Source organism: Rhodoferax sp. BAB1 (assembly GCF_013334205.1).
Lineage (GTDB): Bacteria > Pseudomonadota > Gammaproteobacteria > Burkholderiales > Burkholderiaceae_C > Hylemonella.
The window spans coordinates 1867861-1885441 of record NZ_CP054424.1; the positions used below are offsets into that span (position 1 = coordinate 1867861).

The window sequence follows — 17581 nt, forward strand, 5'->3', positions numbered from 1 at the left end:
GTGGCAGGGTGGTCGATACGGCCGGCCCGCCTCTCGTGCAGGCTAGGCGGACAATCATGCAGCGTCGCTGCGCTTCATTCATCCAGTCGGCTGTCGCCCCACAAGGCCAGTTACAGTGCAATTATCAGCAAGAAGTGGAGTGTTATGGAGTCGCCCCGCACTCACCATAGTGTTAACCCGCGCCTCCGGCAGCTTCCGGCTAAATACCTGGTAGACAAAATCTGGATAGCTCCCGTCCCTCGATGAACCCGTCCCCGCAACCCCACTGGCTGGCCCGCAGCATCGGCTCGGCCACCCTCACGCCCGCCCTGCTGGTGGCGCTGGTGGCGTTCACGCTCTGGTTCCTGGGCCGCAGCTCGGCCCTGCCCGGCAGCGCGCAGCCTCTGCTCATTGCGCTCACGCTGCTGGCTGTGGCCATCGGCTGCGCCGCGCTCGCCTTCATCCGCCCGCAGCGCGCCGGCCTCTCGCCGCCACACGTCATGCTCTCGCTGGGCTTCGGCGGCATGCTGCTGGGCCTGCTGTGGGACGTGCTGCAGTCCGGCCCGGCCCGGCTGGACAGCCTGTGCGTGCAGTCCAGCGGCCTGGGCTTCGTCGACAGCCTGCTGCTGCATATCGAATTCCTGCCCGGCATGCATGCGGGCATGCTGGCCGGCGGCCTCGCCGCCATCCCCAGCCTGCGCGTGCTGCGCCCGCACTGCGGCCGTTACCTTTGCTCGCTATTCGCGCAGAACCTGATGTGCTCGGGTTGGATGCTGATCGGCATGACGGCCGGCGCCGTCTGGCTGGCGCGCTGGCAGATCGGCAGCGGCAGCAGCACCCTGCCCGGCATGCTGGGCGGCATGTTCGTGGGCATGACCTGGGGCATGGTGCTCAGCGTGGCGCTGTACCGCGCTTTCTTCGCCTGGCGCCAGCGCGCCCGCCCGTCTTAATGCCCGCTTAAGGCAAGGCTTCAAGAATCACCGGGTTCACTCCCGGTTCTTGAAGCATGACCACCTCAGCCCTCGCCCCCCGTACGCCCTGGCACCCGCTGGCCCTGCTGGCCGTGCTGGCCCTGTGGCTGACCACGCTGGGCAATCTGCCGCTGTGGGGCGCGGTCTGGCGCCTGCCTGAAACCCATGGCCGGCACGCCCTGGCCACCACGGTCAACTTGGGTCTGCTGCTGTTCGCGCTGACCCTGGCCCTGCTCAGCGTGGCGGTCTGGCCGCGCTGGCGCAAACCGGCAGGCCTGCTGCTGCTGCTCATGGCCGCCTCGGCCAGCTACTTCATGCAGGCCTACGGCGTGGTGATCGACGCCAGCATGCTGGCCAACGCCGCCCACACCGACGTGCGCGAGGTGCGCGACCTGCTCTCCTGGGGCATGCTGGGCGCCCTGCTGCTGGGCGTGGTCTTGCCCGGCTGGTGGTGGTGGCGCCAGCCCGTGCGGGCCCTGCCCGCGCGCCGGCTGCTGGTCCAGCAGCTGGGCGCGGCCACGCTGGCCATGATGGTCGTGCTGCTACTGGGCTGGGCCAGCTTCCAGGACCTGGCTTCGCTCACGCGCAACCACAAGCCCCTGCGCTACATGGTCAACCCCTACAACAGCCTCTACGCCGTCGGCCGCAACGCCGTGGGCCGCGCCGCGCACGCGCAGCTGCCCCTGCAGGCCATCGGCGCGGACGCCACCCTGGCCTCTCTCACGCACGACAGCGCTGACAACGCCCCGCTCATCGTGCTCGTGGTGGGCGAGACTGCCCGCGCCGCCAACTTCGGCATCGGCGGCTACGCGCGCGACACCACGCCGCGCCTGCGCGCGCTGCAGGCCCAGGGCAATCTGGTCTATTACCCGCAGGTGAGCTCCTGCGGCACCAACACCCAGGACTCCGTGCCCTGCATGTTCTCGCACCTGGGGCGCGAGGCCTACTTCGACGCGAACGCCCCCCACGAGAACCTGCTCGACGTGCTGCAGCGCGCCGGCCTGGCCGTGCTCTGGCTCGACAACCAGTCCGGCTGCAAGGGCGTGTGCGATCGTGTGCCCCACATGGACACCAGCGCCCTGGCCCGGCCCGGCCTGTGCGATGGCGACGGCTGCCTGGACGAAGTGATGCTGCGCGAGCTGCCCGCGCAGCTGGCCCAGCTGGAGCCCGCGCGCCGCGCCCGCGGCACGGTGGTGGTGCTGCACCAGATGGGCAGCCATGGCCCGGCCTATCACAAGCGCTCGCCCGCGGCACGCAAGAGCTACCAGCCCGAGTGCACGGGGGCCGCCCTGCAGGCCTGCCCCAGCGAGCAGATCGTCAACGCCTACGACAACAGCATCCGCTACACCGACCATCTGCTGGGCGAGCTCGTGGCATGGCTGCAGGCCCAGCGCCGGCCCACGGCCCTGCTGTATGTGTCCGACCACGGCGAATCGCTGGGTGAAAAAGGCTTGTACCTGCACGGCATGCCCTACCGCATGGCCCCCGAGGAACAGACCCGCGTGCCCATGGCGCTCTGGCTCTCGGCCCCGCTGCAACAGCGCCTGGACCTGAAGCCGGACTGCCTGCGCGCCAGCGCCGCGCGCCCGCTCTCGCACGACAACCTCTTCCACACCGTGCTGGACCTGGCCCAGGTGCGCACGACCGTGCACAAGCCCGCGCTGGACGTGCTGGCCGGCTGCCGCCCCGGCGCCCATCCTCAGGGCTGAGGCAGGCGCCGGCCCCTCGCTGCGGCGCGCGGCGAGGCGACCGTCACAAAGTTTTCAGCCGCGCGGCGTAACATGGCCGCTTATGGCCGACCGGCCCGCCACCCCACGCCCACCCGCAACGCCACGCCCCATGTCCAACCCTGTCCTGGCCTGGTGGATTGTGCTCTGCACGCTCGGCGGGCTCAACCTGCTGCTGTGGCTGCTCTCGGCCAGAGCCCTGCAGCGGCGCCGCCCCCTGATGCCGGCCGGGCTCTACGCCGCCCGGCGCCTGCAGCTCATGCTGTCCGCCGTCTTCGTCCTCGGCTGCGCCTACCGTTCAGTCCTGCCGGTGCACGACATCGCGCGCCACTGCGTGGTCGACAGCTGGCTGTCCAACGTGCTGCTCGGGCGATCGGTGGCCACCCTCGCCGAACTGAGCTTCGCCGCCCAGTGGGCCCTCCTGCTTGGGGAGATGGCCCGCGTCCACGACAGCGCCGTGGCCCGGACCACCGCAAGAGCGCTGCTGCCGACCATCGTGCTGGCCGAGCTCTGCTCCTGGTACGCGGTGCTGACGCGGGCCCACCTCGGCCATGTGATCGAAGAATCGCTCTGGACCCTGGCCGCAGGCTTCGTGGTCGCCAGCCTGGTGGTGCTGTGGCCGCGCTGCGCCGCTGCCAACCGCAGGCGCCTGGCCGCGCTGGCGGCCGCCGGCGCGGCCTATATCCTGTTCATGCTGCACGTGGACGTGCCCATGTACTGGACGCGCTGGCTCGCGGACGAGGCCAGCGGCCAGCCCTACCTGAGCCTGGCCCAGGGCCTGCTCGATGCGGCCCGGCCTTGTGTGCTGTCCTGGCGCTGGGAAGACTGGCGGGCCGAGATCGCCTGGATGACGCTCTACTTCAGCGTCGCGGTGTGGCTCAGCATTGCCATGGTCCACGCGCCGGACCTGCGGACCGACAGCCCGCGCGGCGACGCCCGGGCGGTGTAGTTCCCGGTCCCGGCTGACACACGCCTCGGCTAAGCTGCTGCCATGCTCAACCTCCCCAATGCGCTGACCCTGCTGCGCTTTGCCCTGGTGCCGGTCATCGGGCTGCAACTGCTGCGCGGCAACCACGGGCTGGCCTGCGCGCTGTTCCTCGTGTCGGCCGTGTCCGACTGGGCCGACGGCGTGATCGCCCGCCACTGGAACCAGCGCACCCGCTTCGGCGCCGTGGCCGACCCGCTGGCGGACAAGCTCACCATGCTGACCGTCACCCTGCTGCTGGCCTTCCAGCAGGCCCTGCCCTGGTGGTTCGCCCTGGCCGTCGTCCTGCGCGACGCCGTGATCGTCGCGGGCGCCCTGGCCTTCCACCTGCTGATCCGGCCGGTGGAGATGTCGCCCAGCCGCCTCTCCAAGCTCAACACCGCGCTCGAATTCCTGCTGCTGGTCACGCTGCTCGCGATCCGCGCCGACTACCTGCCCGACGGCCCCTGGCGCAGCGCGCTGCTGGCCGCCACGCTGGGCACCATCGTGCTGTCGGGCGGGCACTACATCTACACCTGGGGCCGCAAGGCGAGCGCGGCGCGCCAGCCCCCTACGCCCGGGGACGCAAGCGCATGAGCCTGGACGAACTCTGGACGGCCCTGCGCCTGCTGTTGCTGCTGGCGGTGGCCAACACCGCGCCCCTGGTCGCCAAGCGCCTGTTCGGCGCGCGCTGGAGCACACCGCTCGACGGTGGCCTGGGCTTCCTGGACGGCCGGCCCCTGCTCGGCGCCTCCAAGACGGTGCGCGGCCTGGTGGCGGCCACCCTGGCCAGCGCACTGGCCGCGCCCCTGCTGGGCCTGCCCGCGGCCATCGGCGCGGTACTCGGCGTCGGTGCCATGCTGGGCGACGCCCTGGCCAGCTTCACCAAGCGCCGCCTGGGCACCCCGCCCAGCGGGCGCGCCACCGGGCTCGACCAGATCCCCGAGGCGCTGCTGCCCCTCCTGCTGCTGCAGGCCACGCTGGATCTGGGCCTGCTGCAGATCGCGGCCGTCACCCTGACCTTTTTCGTGCTCGAGATCCCGCTGGCCTGGCTGGCCCATCGGCTGGGGCTGCGCGACCAGCCCTACTGAGGACGCACCGCCGGGCGCGCACGGCCCCTGCCTCGGCCCGCAAGGCGCGGCCTGCAGGCACCGCCGGCCTGGGCTACAGTGAGCGGCACGTTCAACTCATCTGCCCACGCCATGAACACACTCGCCGACTTCCCCATCACCCGCAAGTGGCCTGCCCGGCACCCCGAGCGCCTGCAGCTCTATTCCCTGCCCACGCCCAATGGCGTGAAGGTTTCCATCATGCTGGAAGAGACCGGCCTGCCCTACGAAGTGCATCTGGTGGACTTCGAGAAGCAAGACCAGTTCTCGCCCGAGTTCCTCAGCCTGAACCCCAACAACAAGATCCCGGCCATCCTGGACCCCAATGGCCCCGGCGGCAAACCGCTGGCGCTGGCCGAGTCCGGCGCCATCCTGGTGTATCTCGCCGGCAAGACCGGCCAGCTGCTGCCGAAAGACGACGCGGCCAGATACGAAACCCTGCAATGGCTCATGTGGCAGATGGGTGGCGTGGGCCCCATGTTTGGCCAGCTCGGCTTCTTCACGATCTTTGCCGGCAAGGACTACGAGGACCAGCGCCCGCGCGAGCGCTACGTGGCCGAATCGCGCCGCCTGCTGGGCGTGCTCAACGAGCGCCTCAAGGGCCGCAAATGGATCATGGGCAACGAGTACTCGATCGCCGACATCGCCGTCTTCCCCTGGGTGCGTAACCTGCTCGTGCGCTACAAGGCCGGCGAGCTGGTTTTCATCGAGGACTTCCCGGAAGTCACGCGCGTGCTGGAGGCCTTCGTCGCGCGCCCGGCCGTGCGGCGCGGGCTGGACATACCCAAGCGCCCCTGAGCGGGATCGGCACATGTCCCGCGAGAGCGAATTCCAGGCCGTGGCCCGCGAGCTGGGTTACGACTTCAATGGCGAACTCCAGAAGGGTGGCAACTACACCCCGTTCGTGCGCCACGGCGGCCAGGTCTTCGTCAGCGGCCAGGTGCCGCGGGTCGGCAGCGAGATCGTGGTGACGGGGCGCGTGGGCAGCGAGGTGACGCTGGAGCGCGCCCAGCTGGCCGCCAGAATTTGCGTCATGCGCGCGCTGGCCCTGCTGCGCCAGTCCCCCGGCGCGCTCGACGCGGTCAGCCGCGTGCTGCGCGTGACGGTGTTCGTGCAGGCGGTCGACGGTTTCTCGCAACTCAGCGAAGTGGCGGACGGCGCCTCTGAAGTGCTGTTCCGCGTGCTCGGCGAAGCCGGCGTGCACACGCGCACCTCGGTCGGGGTGGCCCAGCTGCCCAAAAATGCGGCTGTCGAGCTGGACCTGATTGCCGCGGTGGATTGATGCCCCGGCGATGTTGCCTGCCCTGATATCAGATCAACGCGCCAGCAGACCCAGCCCATGCGCGTGCAGGCTCTGCACATAGAGGCGGTCCCTGGTTTCCGTGAGGCTCGTCACCTCGGGGTAGGCCCCGCTGGGGTCCTGCAGGTCCGTCACCACCTGCCCTGCCTCGTTGAAGGCGAACACATGGCCGTAGGCCTTGGGGATGGGCCACAAGGCCCGCGGCAGGCGCAACGTCAGGCTGCGCAGCCAGGGCTTTTGCGCCAGCTGGTCGACCTTGGGATTGCGCGGCTTGACCAGGCCCACCCAGATGCGGCCGTCCAGGCCGCGCATCAGGTTGTCGGGATAACCGGGCAGGTTGTCGAACAGCACACCGGCCTCGGCGTTGCCGGCCTTCGGCAAGGTCGCCAGGTCCAGATTCTGCGCAGCAACGGCCACCTTCCAGATGCGGTACTGGCCCGTTTCGCCCACGAAGAGCGTGCGCTCGTCCGCACTCAGCGCCACGCCGTTCGCAAAACTCAAACCACGGGCCACGACGCGGGTGGCCTTGGTGGCGGGGTCGTATTCCAGCACACGGCCGGTGCTCGCCTGCTCCAGGATGTCGAGCACGCTGGCCTCGAAGGTGCCGCCCCAGTCCCTGGGGGCAAAACGCCCCGAGGCATCACTGAAGTAGATCTTGCCGCTCTTCGCGACCACCACCGAGTTGGCGTAGAGGATGGGCGCGCCGCCGGCCTGGTCGGTGAGCAGGGTGATCTTGCCATCGGGCGCGATGGACAACAGGCCCTTCATGGCGTCGGCCGCGATCAGGTTGCCGGACGCATCGAAATCAAAACCCAGCACCCGCCCGCCGGTGTTGGCAAACACCTGCTGCTGGCTGCCGTCTGCGTCCATGCGCAGGATGTTGCCGCTCGCCACGGTGGTGTAGAGCTTGCCGTCCTTGCCGAACACGATGTGCTCGGGCCCTACCTCGCCCTTCAGGTCGATCATCTGCAGCTTGGCCAGCCGGGTGTTGACGGTATGCGGCCCGGCATACCCCGGCTCCGGCGGCGCGTCCCAGGCCACGGGCCGGATGGGCACCGGCCAGGCCAGCAGGTAAAGCACCGCGGCGCCCAGCAGCAGTGCCGCAGCCAGACCGATCTTCTTGATTCTGGATGTCTTCATGGGGCTCCTCCTCTTGTCTTGATTTTTCTACAGCGCCCGGCCGCCCCAGCGCAGCCGGCGCCCGCCGCGGGCTCAGCGGCCCATCAGCGCCAGCACGTGCGCGGCCGTGCCGCTGGCCAGGCCTTCGAGGCTGTAGCCGCCTTCGAGCACCGAGACCACGCGGCCCTGGGCCGTCTCGTCGGCCACCTTCATGAGCTCGCGGGTGATCCAGTGGTAGTCCTCGTCGGTGAACTTCAGGCCGCCCAGCGGGTCCAGGTGGTGGGCGTCGAAACCGGCCGAGATGATGAGCAGCTCGGGCGCGAACTCGCGCAGCGCGGGCAGCAGCACATCCGTCATGGCCGCGCGGAAGGCGGCCGAACCCGTGCCGCGGGGGAAGGGCACGTTGACGATGTTGTGGGCCACACCGGTCTCGTTCTTCGCCCCCGTGCCCGGGTAGAACTGCCCCTGGTGGCAGGAGCCGTAGAACAGGTCCGGGTCGTCGTAGAAACTGTTCTGCGTGCCGTTGCCGTGGTGCACGTCGAAGTCCACCACCGCCACGCGCTGCAGGCCATGCTGCTCGCGCGCGTGCAGGGCCGCAATGGCCGCTTGGTTGAACACACAGAAGCCCATGGCCTCACCCGCCTCCGCATGGTGGCCGCAGGGGCGCGTGGCGCAGAAGACGTTTTTGGCCTGCTGTTTCACCACGTCGTCCACGCCCGCGCAGGCCGCGCCCACGCAGCGCATCACTGCCTCCAGCGTGCCCGGCGACATGATGGTGTCGCCCGCGTCCAGCGCGCGGTAACCCTGCTCGGGCGCCATCTCCTTCACGGCTTCCACGTAGTCGGGCGTGTGGATGTGCAGCACCTGCTCGAAGGTGCCCAGCGGCGCGTCGCGCCAGACGGCGTCGGCGAAGGCCGTGGTCTTCAGGGCGGCCAGCACGGCTTCCAGGCGCTCGGGGGACTCGGGGTGGTGCGGGCCGGGGCGGTGTTCGAAGCAGGCTTCGTGGGTGTAGATCAGGGTGCTCATGGATGGTCTTTCTCGCAAGGGTTTCACGAATGCACCGGCGTGGCGGAGAGCTTCACGCCCAGGGCGTGGAGCAGTTTGAGCATGGTGTCGTAGCGTGGTTTGGCGCCGGGTGCCAGCGCCTTGTAGAGGCTTTCACGGCCCAGGCCGGCATCCATGGCGAGTTGCGCCATGCCACGCACGCGTGCCACATCGCGCACGGCGGCAAGCAGGACATCCGGGTTAGGGTCTTCCAGGGCTGCGGTCAGATACTCCGCGATGGTTTCCTCATCGTCCAGGTAGTCCGCCGCATCGAAGGGTGCAAGTCTGGCCATGGTTCACTCCTTGTCCAAGGTCCGCGCCATCTCGATGGCACGCTTGATGTCGCGCTTCTGGGAAGACTTGTCGCCCCCCAGCAGAAGCAGATAGACCACTTTTCCGCGACGCGTGTAATAGACGCGATAGCCCGGCCCGGCATGCACGCGCATTTCCGAAACGCCCTCACCCACAGGCTCACAGTCGCCAAAATTGCCGTGCTCGGCAGACCGGATGCGCAGCGCGATACGGGCACGGCCGACCTTGTCTTTCATGGCGGAGAGCCAAGCGTCGAACTCCTCGGTTCGCAGAAACGTGTTCACCTGATGATTGTATCCGAATGGATACTGATGCGCAATGGCGACATTACGCGATGAGCGTGCCGCAGTCTGTCAGCACCGTATAAATGAAGTGCACCCAGCTGGAGGGCAGGTAGGTAGGCGTTGATGGCATCACGGTGGTGGGCATCGATTTCACCGATCCTCGCCATCGTAGGTGACCACTCGTCAAGCCACCAGTCATACAGTCCGCCTCCAGCTCACGCAAGGGGCATGTTTCTCGTTTTCGCCAAGATCAATCAGTTGCTCACTGATCGTCAAACCCTCTCGATGCCGAACTGCCACGGGCTATGGAACAGCGCGCCATCCCCTCCGGAACTCCCCCCAAAGCCCGCCCCAGCCGTTTCGGGTCCTTGCGCCTCATTCGTTCAACTCACCCCACCCACTGACCTTGCTGAACAGAACCTCGCCGGTGGGCACATGAACCACACGCACCACCCCCCCCGGCGGGTCCGTGATGCTCTTGGCGGCCAGGGACACGGCCAGTTCCCGGCTGGCCAGCCGGGCGCCGTCGCGCACGTTGGTGCGGGGCAGCGATGCCACGATGGGGGAGGAGCTTTCGATCTTGTAGGGCAAGGTGGTCATGACAAGCTCTCATGGATGGAGTGACGCTCGGAAAAGATAGCTTCCCATGGGAGTTTTACAAGCGTATGGGAAAAGCCCAAAAACTTCTCATCGAGATGTAAGTCCTGAGACGAATTGCCTATCGCCCGTCATGGTGCTGACACCTGCGGCCTTACACCTGGATGCAAGACGGCAGCACCCAACCCGCCCCCGGGCGCATGGCAGCCTGCGGTCTTGCCCGGATCCGGGGCCAGGCCTAGAATCCCGGCACCTGTACCTCCCGGGGGGCTTATGGCCAACATCACGTGGAAAGAGGCGCCTGCCACCTGGACAGCGCTGCTGGACGATGTGCCGGTCTGCACCCTGAAATGCAAGGACATCGGTGGTTGCGCCGCCAGCTGGCTGGACGGGCGCCTCTGGGCACCGCCCAGCCATATGCCCAAGGCGGCACCCCAGCCCACGCGTTTTTTCACCGGCGTGGAGGAAGCCAAGACGGCGGTGGAAGCGACCTTGAACAGCTGACCAGACCAAGCCCGCCCCAAACAAAACCCGCCCCTGCGTACGCAAGCGGCGGGTTTTCTGTTGGCGCTTCGGTCACCGAAGCAGAAGCAGGGCCCTGTCGTCTTAAGGTGTATCCGGCAAGCGCGATTGGGCCGCCTCGCGCGCCTCGGCGTTGACCCGCAACTGGCAACTGTCGCTCGCTTCGCGCCCCTGCAGGCTGTTGCAGCGCCAGAGGGCCTCAGCGTGTTGGGCCTCTGCCTCCTGCCGCCATTCGCTTTGCTGCATGGAGCCGCGCACGACATAGTAAAAAACCGGCAGCAGGGCCACCAGCGCAAGGATGGCCACGACCAGGGGCCAAAGCCGTGGCCGGCCCTTGGCAGCCAGGCGGTCTTCCTCGGCCTCCTGCAGCAGATCGAGCCGCAGTGCGGCAGCACCGGCGATTCTGAGGCTCGACGCTGTGGCATCAGAGAAGTGGGGATCCATGGATGACTCTCATATCAACCCGCGCAGCGCGGACTGTTTGGACCCACTGTACAGCGGCTGGGCCTTCTTGCTGGTGCACCAGGCGAATGGCCAGGCATGAACAGGGGCAAACGGGGCACAACCCGCCGCCTGCGCACGCACGGGGCGGCTTGCTCTTTGCCCGCCTCAGCTGTCCAGCCCTTGGGCGCAGTAACCGGGCAACGTCAGCTCCGCCCTGAGCCCGCCCAGGCCGGCCACACCCAGCCGCACCTCGCCCTGGTAGAGACCGGCCAGTTCCCGCGCGATGTCCAGACCCAGGCCGGTGCCGGGGGTGCGCTCGTCGGCCCGCACGCCGCGCTCGAAGACCCGGCTGCGCTCGGCCTCGCTCAGGCCGGGGCCGTCGTCTTCGATGGTGATGCGCAGCTGGCCATTGGCATGGCTGGCGGTGATCTGCACCTGGCAACGCGCCCACTTGCAGGCGTTGTCCAGCAGGTTGCCCAGCATTTCCTGCAGGTCCTGCGACTCGCCGGCGAACTGCAGGCCGGCCGGTAGCGGCGCCACGGTGATGAGCAGTTCGGGCCGATCTTCGCGCCGGGCGTGGACCTTGCGCATGACACGCACCAGCCCTTCCACCACCGGCGCCACGTCGGTGCGCAGGCCGGCGATACCGGCGCTGGACGCACGGGCGCGCCCCAGGTGCCAGTCCACCTGGTGGCGGATGCTGGCCACCTGCTCCTGCAGCTGGCCGGCCCAGGCGCTGCGCTCCGAAGTCTGATCCGTGGCCAGGTTGCCCAAAACGGCCAGCGGGGTCTTGATGGCATGGGCCAGGTTGCCCGCCATCTGGCGCGCGCGCTTGACGACCTGTTCGTTCTGGTCGAGCACGTGGTTGAAGTCCTGCACCAGGGGATCGACCTCGGCGGGGAAGGCACCGCTCAGGCGCTGCGCGCGGCCCTGGCGGATGGACAGCACGGCCGCCTGCAGCTTGCGCAGCGGCAGCAGGCCCAGGCTCACCTGCGCCCAGGCGGCTGCCAGCAAGGCCAGGCCCAGCACCGTGAGTGAGAGCGCGAGCTGGCGCGAGAAGCTGGCCACGGCGCTCTCCAGCTCGGCCCTATCGGCGGCCACGGTGAGGCGCCAGCCCGGTGCGGCCTGAACGGCGCTGCCCTGATCTGCGGGGACGAACTGCACGCGGCGTTCCAGCGCCAGCAGGGCCTGCCCGTCCGGCCCCGGGATCGGATGGCGGTGCAGCTCGGCGCGGCCCAGCGCATCAGGGGGCAAGGCCAGCTCGGTGTCCCACAGGGAACGCGAGCGCAGCAGCGGCCGGGCCGCTGACGGAGTGGCGCCGGCCGGGGCCAGGGCCTCGACCTGCCAGTACAGGCCCGAGTACGGCGTGTGCCAGCGCGGATCGCTCAGGGGCGCCTTGAGTTGCGGGCGTTGCTGCGCATCGGGCTCCAGCGCTGCGGTGAGCTGGTCCAGCTGGCGCAGCAGCTGGGTGTCAAACTGCGCGGTGACATGCGTGCGGAACAGGCTGGCGATCAGGAAACCGGCGCCCAGCAGCGCCAGGGCCACGGCCACCAGGGTCAGGCCCAGCAGGCGCCAGCGCAGGGTGCGTGCCCAGGCCCTCATGCGGCTGCGGCCGGGCCCGCCGGCACGTTGAGGCGGTAGCCCAGGCCGCGCACGGTTTCGATCATGGCGGCGGGTAGCTTCTTGCGCAGGCGCGCGACGAAGACTTCGATGGTGTTGGAATCGCGCTCGAAGTCCTGCGCATAGAGATGTTCGGTGAGCACCGTGCGCGAGACCAGTTCGTTGGGATGGTGCATGAGGTAGGACAGCAGCTTGAACTCCTGCGCGGTCAGGTTGACCGGCTGGCCGTCCAGCGTGACCTTGCCGCTGCGGGTGTCCAGCGCCAGCGGGCCGCAGGCCAGCAGCGCCGAGGCCAGGCCGCTGGCGCGGCGGATCAGGGCGCGCACCCGGGCCAGCAGCTCTTCGGTGTGGAAAGGTTTGGTGAGGTAGTCGTCGGCGCCGGCGTCGATGCCGGCCACCTTCTCGTGCCACTGGTCGCGTGCGGTGAGGATGAGCACCGGCGCGCTCATGCCTTCGCTGCGCCAGCGCTTGAGCACGCTCAGGCCGTCGAGCACGGGCAGACCCAGATCCAGCACCACGGCGTCATAGGCCTGCACGCCGCCCTGGACCCAGGCGTCGCGGCCGTTGTCGGCCTGGTCGACAGCGTAACCGGCATCCAGCAGCACCTGGCGCAATTGCGCGGCCAGCGTGGCTTCGTCTTCGACCAGCAGCACGCGCATCAGCGTTGAACCTCGCGCTGCCGGATGATCGCGGCGGTCTTGGCGTCGACCTTGAGCTTGAGCAGGCCACCACCGCTTTGCAGGATCTTGAGTTCGTAAATCCACAGGCCCTTCTCGCGCTCCAGCTCCACTTCCAGCACGTTGCCGGGGTGGTCCCGGGACACGCGCTCGAGCACCACGTGCAGCGGCAGCACTTCACCGGCCTGCAGGGCGGCGCGGGCGCGGTCGTGGTCGCCGTCGGCCAGGCTGGCCAGCGGCGTCAGGGCCGCAGCGACAAGCAGGGTGGCGATGGCGAGGGTTGTGCGCATGGGGGGGCTTCCAGGGTGGGATCTTATGCCCCTCATTCTGCGCAGCGAAGCTGAACGGCAGATGAACGGCGGCTTCAGCCTGGGTACAGGCAGCGGGGCGCACCATGAACGCCATCCCGAAACCCCACCCCAACAACAGGAGTCGTTCATGAAGAAGATCAAGTGGATGTCGGCCACCGCCGGGCTGGCCATGCTGCTGCTGATGCTGCAGCCAGCCCAGGCCGCGGACACCAGCATGGCCGAACAGCTGGCCCGCTGGAATGCGGCAGCCGGCTCACCCGGCAACGCGGCAAAAGGCCAGGTCTTTTTTGGCAGCAAGCACGGCGGCGACTGGTCTTGCGCCTCCTGCCACGGCACACCGCCCACCGGCCAGGGCAAACACGCGAGCACGGGCAAGACCATCGCCCCGCTGGCGCCGGCCTTCAACCCCCAGGCGTTCACCGACAGCGCCAAGGTGGACAAGTGGCTGCGCCGCAATTGCAAGGACGTGCTGAGCCGCGAGTGCACGGCCGCCGAGAAAGCCGACGTGCTGGCCTACCTGGCCAGCCTGAAACCCTGAACCCGCTGGAGCAACACCATGCAAGCCCCAACGCAAACCCGAACTCTCAAGCGGACCCTGCCGGCCCTGGCCCTGCTGCTGGGCCTCACCACCGCCGCCTTGGCCGACAGCGGCAACCTGAACCCGCGCCAGATGCTGCCCGGCTACCAGCAGGAATGCGCGGCCTGCCACCTGGCCTACCCGGCGGGCCTGCTGCCGGCGCGTTCCTGGGACCGCATCATGAGCGGCCTGGACAAACACTACGGCACCGACGCCTCGCTCGACGCGGCCACCGTGCAGCAGATCGGCCAGTGGCTGCAGGCCAACGCGGGCACCTACAAGCGCGTGAGCGCACCGCCGCCGCAGGACCGCATCACCGAATCGGCCTGGTTCCTACGCAAGCACCGCAAGCTGGACGCGCCCGTGTGGCAACACGCCAGCGTGAAGAGCGCAGCCAACTGTGCGGCCTGCCACACCCGTGCCGAACAGGGCAGCTTCGATGAGCGCGAACTTCAATTTCCCCGCGGCCTGGACGCGCGCTACCGCCGCGCCTTCCAGGACTGATGAACCCGAACCGGAGCGACCCCATGAACACCACCTCCCCCCACACCACCTTGGCCGGAACCGCGCCGCGCCAGGCCGCGGCGACCCGCCGCGTCATCGACGCGCCCACCCGCATGTTCCACTGGCTGTTTGCCCTGAGCTTCGTGGGGGCCTACCTCACCGCCGATGGCGAGCGCCTGCGCCTGGTGCACGTCGTGCTGGGTTACAGCATGGCCGGCCTGCTGGTCTTTCGCGTGCTCTACGGCCTGTTCGGCCCGCGGCAGGCGCGCCTGTCCCTGCTCTGGGGCAAGGTGGCGAACGCGCCGGCCTGGCTGCGCAGCGTGAAGGCGGCCTGGTCCGGCACGGGCCAGGCAACGGCGCCGGTGAACTGGCGCCAGGGCCAGTACCTGGCCATGGCGATGACCGTGCTCGCCCTTCTGGCCGTGGTGCTGCCGCTGACCCTGAGCGGCTACGCGGCCTTTCACGAATGGGGCGGCGAGTGGCTCGAAGAGGTCCATGAAGCAGCGGGTGAATTCATGCTGTGGCTGGTGCTGGGCCACCTGGCCTTCCTGCTGGCCCTGAGCCTGCTACGGCGCCGGAACCAGGCCACGCCCATGCTCACCGGCCGCATGGAGGGCGCGGGGCCGGACCTGGCCAAGCGCAACCACGCGGGGCTCGCCATGCTGCTGCTGGCGGCCATGCTCTCCTACTGGGCCTGGGAATGGCAGCAGGCGCCCAGCACCGCACCGACCCAGATCAGCTGCAGCAAGGATCGCCACGCGGATGACTGCTGAGAGCTGAGACCCCAGACGTAAAAACCCGCCCCGGCTTGCACCGAGGCGGGTTTTCTTTGGCGCGCAGCGCCGGGGGACTCAGACCTTGTCGAAGCTGAACTGGCCCGGGTTCTTGATGGGGTCCACGTCCACGGCGATGACGTCCTTGGGCGCGAACTTGCCTTCCAGCAGCAATTTCGAGAGCGGGTTCTCGATGCGCTGCTGGATCGCGCGCTTCAAGGGCCGGGCGCCGAACACCGGATCGAAACCCACCTTGGCCAGTTCGGCCAGGGCCTTGTCCGACACCTGGAGCGCCAGTTCCATCTTGCCCAGGCGGTCCTGCAGGGCCTGCAGCTGGATGCCGGCGATGCTGGTGATGTGCTCGGCGTCGAGGGCGTGGAAGACCACGGTCTCGTCGATGCGGTTGAGGAACTCGGGGCGGAAGTGGTTCTTCAGCTCGCCCCAGACGGCGTCCTTCACGTCTTCATACGGTTCGCCCACCATGGCCTGGATCAGGTGCGAGCCGATGTTGCTGGTCATCACGATGACGGTGTTCTTGAAGTCCACGGTGCGGCCCTGGCCGTCGGTCAGGCGGCCGTCGTCCAGCACCTGCAGCAGCACGTTGAACACGTCGGGGTGGGCCTTCTCGACCTCGTCAAGCAGCAGCACGCTGTAGGGCTTGCGGCGCACGGCTTCGGTCAGGTAACCACCCTCCTCGTAACCCACGTAGCCGGGCGGCGCGCCGATCAGGCGGGCCACGGAGTGTTTCTCCATGAACTCGCTCATGTCGATGCGCACCAGATGGTCCACGCTGTCGAAGAGGAAACCGGCCAGGGCCTTGCAGAGTTCGGTCTTGCCCACGCCGGTGGGGCCGAGGAAGAGGAAGGAACCGGTCGGACGGTTCGGGTCGCTCAGACCCGAGCGTGAACGACGGATGGCGTTGGCCACGGCCGAGATGGCTTCGTCCTGGCCCACCACGCGCTCGTGCAGCTTGGTTTCCATCTGCAGCAGCTTGTCCTTCTCGCCCTGCATCATCTTGGCCACGGGGATGCCGGTGGCGCGGGACACCACCTCGGCAATCTCCTCGGCACCCACCTGGGTGCGCAGCAGGCGCGGCACGCTGCCCTCGCCCTGGGCCTGTTCGCGGGCCTGGGCTTCCTTGAGCAGCTTCTCCAGCTCGGGCAGCTTGCCGTACTGCAGCTCGGAGACCTTGGCCAGGTCGCCCTTGCGGGTCAACTCGGTGATCTGGACCTTGACCTTCTCGATCTCTTCGCGCACATGCTGGCTGCCCTGGGCCTGGGCCTTCTCGGCTTTCCAGATCTCGTCGTAGTCGGCGATCTCCTTCTGCAGCTTGCCGATCTCTTCCTGGATCAGTTCCAGGCGCTTTTGCGAGGCCTCGTCCTTTTCCTTTTTCATGGCCTCGCGCTCGATCTGCAACTGGATCAGGCGGCGGTCGAGCTTGTCCATGACTTCGGGCTTGGAGTCGATCTCGATCTTGATCTTGGCGGCAGCCTCGTCGATCAGGTCGATGGCCTTGTCGGGCAGGAAGCGATCGGTGATGTAGCGGTGGCTCAGCTCGGCCGCGGCCACGATGGCCGGGTCGGTGATGTCGACGCCGTGGTGCACCTCGTATTTCTCCTGCAGGCCGCGCAGGATGGCGATGGTCTGCTCCACCGTGGGCTCGCCCACCAGCACCTTCTGGAAACGACGCTCCAGCGCGGCGTCCTTCTCGATGTACTTGCGGTATTCGTCCAGCGTGGTGGCGCCGATGCAGTGCAGTTCACCCCGCGCCAGCGCGGGCTTGAGCATGTTGCCGGCGTCCATGGCGCCTTCGGCCTTGCCCGCACCCACCATGGTGTGCAGCTCGTCGATGAAAAGGATGATGCGGCCTTCGTCCTGCGCCACTTCCTTGAGCACGGCTTTCAGGCGCTCCTCGAACTCGCCGCGGTACTTGGCGCCGGCCAAGAGGCCCGCCATGTCCAGCACCAGCACGCGCTTGTCGCGCAGGGTCTCGGGTACTTCGCCGTTGACGATGCGCTGGGCCAGGCCTTCGACGATGGCGGTCTTGCCCACGCCGGGCTCGCCGATCAGCACGGGGTTGTTCTTGCTGCGGCGTTGCAGCACCTGGATGGCGCGGCGGATCTCGTCGTCGCGGCCGATCACCGGATCCAGCTTGCCGGAACGGGCGCGCTCGGTCAGGTCCAGGGTGTATTTCTTCAGGGCTTCGCGCTGGCCTTCGGCCTCCGGGTTGTCCACGGACTGGCCGCCGCGCACGGCTTCGATGGCGCTCTCAAGGCTCTTGCGGGTCAGGCCGTTGGCCTTGGCCAGGTGGCCGATGTCGCCCTTGTTGTCTGCCACGGCCAGCAGGAAGAGTTCGCTGGCGACGTACTGGTCGCCACGCTTGATGGCCTCTTTCTCGGCCGCCTGCAGCAGGCTGACCATGTCGCGGCCGACCTGCACCTGCTCCTGGCCTTCCACTTGCGGCAGCTTCTTCATGGCCGCCTCGGCGGCGGCCTGCAGGCCCTGCACGTTGACGCCGGCACGGGCCAGCAGGGCCTTGGGGCCGTCCTGCTGCTGCAGCATGGCCACCAGCAGGTGGGCCGGTTCGATATAGGCGTGGTCATTGCCCAGGGCCAGCGTCTGCGCTTCGCCCAAGGCTTCCTGGAATTTGGTGGTGAGTTTGTCGATCCGCATGAAATCCTCCGGTTGCAGCCCAGCTTTGGGTGCATGGTAGAGATTTCAAGTCATGGGAGCGATTTCTTTCTTGA

21 protein-coding genes are annotated in these 17581 nt (G+C 68.2%); 11 read left to right on the forward strand and 10 right to left on the reverse strand.

What is annotated here, in order from left to right; genetic code table 11:
* Positions 1–242 precede the first annotated feature (242 nt).
* From HTY51_RS08920 to HTY51_RS08950, 7 genes are all read left to right on the forward strand, one after another.
* Positions 243–929: a hypothetical protein gene (locus HTY51_RS08920; protein WP_174252410.1), complete on the forward strand. Its 687-nt coding sequence runs from the start codon at positions 243–245 to the stop codon at positions 927–929.
* Positions 930–985: 56 nt separating this feature from the next.
* Positions 986–2659, forward strand: a complete 1674-nt coding sequence (locus HTY51_RS08925; RefSeq protein ID WP_174252411.1) for a phosphoethanolamine transferase — start codon at positions 986–988, stop codon at positions 2657–2659.
* Between the two features lie 130 nt (positions 2660–2789).
* On the forward strand, positions 2790–3626 hold the full coding sequence (locus HTY51_RS08930; protein WP_174252412.1) for a hypothetical protein: 837 nt from the start codon (positions 2790–2792) through the stop codon (positions 3624–3626).
* 42 nt (positions 3627–3668) lie between these two features.
* Positions 3669–4238 (forward strand): CDP-alcohol phosphatidyltransferase family protein, encoded by a 570-nt coding sequence (locus HTY51_RS08935; RefSeq protein ID WP_174252413.1) that lies wholly within the window; start codon positions 3669–3671, stop codon positions 4236–4238.
* Positions 4235–4732, forward strand: a complete 498-nt coding sequence (locus tag HTY51_RS08940) for a CDP-archaeol synthase (protein ID WP_174252414.1) — start codon at positions 4235–4237, stop codon at positions 4730–4732. Before HTY51_RS08935 ends, HTY51_RS08940 begins: the two co-directional genes overlap by 4 nt.
* Positions 4733–4843: 111 nt before the next feature.
* Entirely contained in the window at positions 4844–5548 is a 705-nt protein-coding gene (locus HTY51_RS08945) for a glutathione binding-like protein (RefSeq protein ID WP_174252415.1), read from the forward strand.
* 13 nt (positions 5549–5561) lie between these two features.
* Positions 5562–6032, forward strand: a complete 471-nt coding sequence (locus tag HTY51_RS08950; RefSeq protein ID WP_174252416.1) for a RidA family protein — start codon at positions 5562–5564, stop codon at positions 6030–6032.
* 33 nt (positions 6033–6065) lie between these two features.
* On the opposite strand, the gene HTY51_RS08955 is transcribed toward HTY51_RS08950, so the two are convergent.
* From HTY51_RS08955 to HTY51_RS08975, 5 genes are all read right to left on the reverse strand, one after another.
* On the reverse strand, positions 6066–7190 hold the full coding sequence (locus HTY51_RS08955) for an SMP-30/gluconolactonase/LRE family protein (RefSeq protein ID WP_174252417.1): 1125 nt from the start codon (positions 7188–7190) through the stop codon (positions 6066–6068).
* A 72-nt stretch (positions 7191–7262) separates the two neighbouring features.
* Positions 7263–8195, reverse strand: a complete 933-nt coding sequence (locus HTY51_RS08960) for a histone deacetylase family protein (protein ID WP_174252418.1) — start codon at positions 8193–8195, stop codon at positions 7263–7265.
* A gap of 23 nt (positions 8196–8218) precedes the next feature.
* Complete coding sequence (locus tag HTY51_RS08965; RefSeq protein ID WP_174252419.1) at positions 8219–8506, reverse strand: addiction module antidote protein; 288 nt, start codon at positions 8504–8506, stop codon at positions 8219–8221.
* Positions 8507–8509: 3 nt separating this feature from the next.
* A complete protein-coding gene (locus tag HTY51_RS08970; RefSeq protein WP_174252420.1) occupies positions 8510–8809 on the reverse strand; it encodes a type II toxin-antitoxin system RelE/ParE family toxin in 300 nt (99 codons plus the stop codon).
* A gap of 375 nt (positions 8810–9184) precedes the next feature.
* Positions 9185–9409: a hypothetical protein gene (locus tag HTY51_RS08975; RefSeq protein ID WP_174252421.1), complete on the reverse strand. Its 225-nt coding sequence runs from the start codon at positions 9407–9409 to the stop codon at positions 9185–9187.
* A 270-nt stretch (positions 9410–9679) separates the two neighbouring features.
* On the opposite strand from HTY51_RS08975, the gene HTY51_RS08980 reads away from it, so the two are divergent.
* On the forward strand, positions 9680–9910 hold the full coding sequence (locus tag HTY51_RS08980; RefSeq protein WP_174252422.1) for a hypothetical protein: 231 nt from the start codon (positions 9680–9682) through the stop codon (positions 9908–9910).
* Between the two features lie 102 nt (positions 9911–10012).
* On the opposite strand, the gene HTY51_RS08985 is transcribed toward HTY51_RS08980, so the two are convergent.
* From HTY51_RS08985 to HTY51_RS09000, 4 genes are all read right to left on the reverse strand, one after another.
* Positions 10013–10372, reverse strand: a complete 360-nt coding sequence (locus tag HTY51_RS08985) for a hypothetical protein (protein WP_174252423.1) — start codon at positions 10370–10372, stop codon at positions 10013–10015.
* 165 nt (positions 10373–10537) lie between these two features.
* On the reverse strand, positions 10538–11974 hold the full coding sequence (locus tag HTY51_RS08990; RefSeq protein WP_174252424.1) for a sensor histidine kinase: 1437 nt from the start codon (positions 11972–11974) through the stop codon (positions 10538–10540).
* Positions 11971–12651, reverse strand: coding sequence for a response regulator transcription factor (locus HTY51_RS08995; RefSeq protein WP_174252425.1), 681 nt, complete (start codon positions 12649–12651; stop codon positions 11971–11973). The genes HTY51_RS08990 and HTY51_RS08995 overlap by 4 nt, the downstream gene beginning before the upstream one ends.
* Positions 12651–12959: a PepSY domain-containing protein gene (locus tag HTY51_RS09000; protein ID WP_174252426.1), complete on the reverse strand. Its 309-nt coding sequence runs from the start codon at positions 12957–12959 to the stop codon at positions 12651–12653. The genes HTY51_RS08995 and HTY51_RS09000 overlap by 1 nt, the downstream gene beginning before the upstream one ends.
* A gap of 166 nt (positions 12960–13125) precedes the next feature.
* Here HTY51_RS09000 and HTY51_RS09005 point away from each other — a divergent pair, with 166 nt between their 5' ends.
* The 3 genes from HTY51_RS09005 to HTY51_RS09015 are packed head-to-tail and all read left to right on the forward strand — an operon-like array spanning position 13126 to position 14834.
* The gene (locus HTY51_RS09005; protein WP_174254221.1) at positions 13126–13518 is read left to right on the forward strand and encodes a DUF1924 domain-containing protein; all 393 of its coding nucleotides are present in this window, start codon (positions 13126–13128) and stop codon (positions 13516–13518) included.
* 18 nt (positions 13519–13536) lie between these two features.
* A complete protein-coding gene (locus HTY51_RS09010) occupies positions 13537–14061 on the forward strand; it encodes a diheme cytochrome c (RefSeq protein ID WP_174252427.1) in 525 nt (174 codons plus the stop codon).
* 23 nt (positions 14062–14084) lie between these two features.
* Positions 14085–14834, forward strand: a complete 750-nt coding sequence (locus tag HTY51_RS09015) for a cytochrome b/b6 domain-containing protein (protein WP_174252428.1) — start codon at positions 14085–14087, stop codon at positions 14832–14834.
* A gap of 78 nt (positions 14835–14912) precedes the next feature.
* Here HTY51_RS09015 and clpB read toward each other — a convergent pair whose 3' ends face one another.
* On the reverse strand, positions 14913–17507 hold the full coding sequence (gene clpB, locus HTY51_RS09020; RefSeq protein ID WP_174252429.1) for an ATP-dependent chaperone ClpB: 2595 nt from the start codon (positions 17505–17507) through the stop codon (positions 14913–14915).
* Positions 17508–17581: the final 74 nt, after the last annotated feature.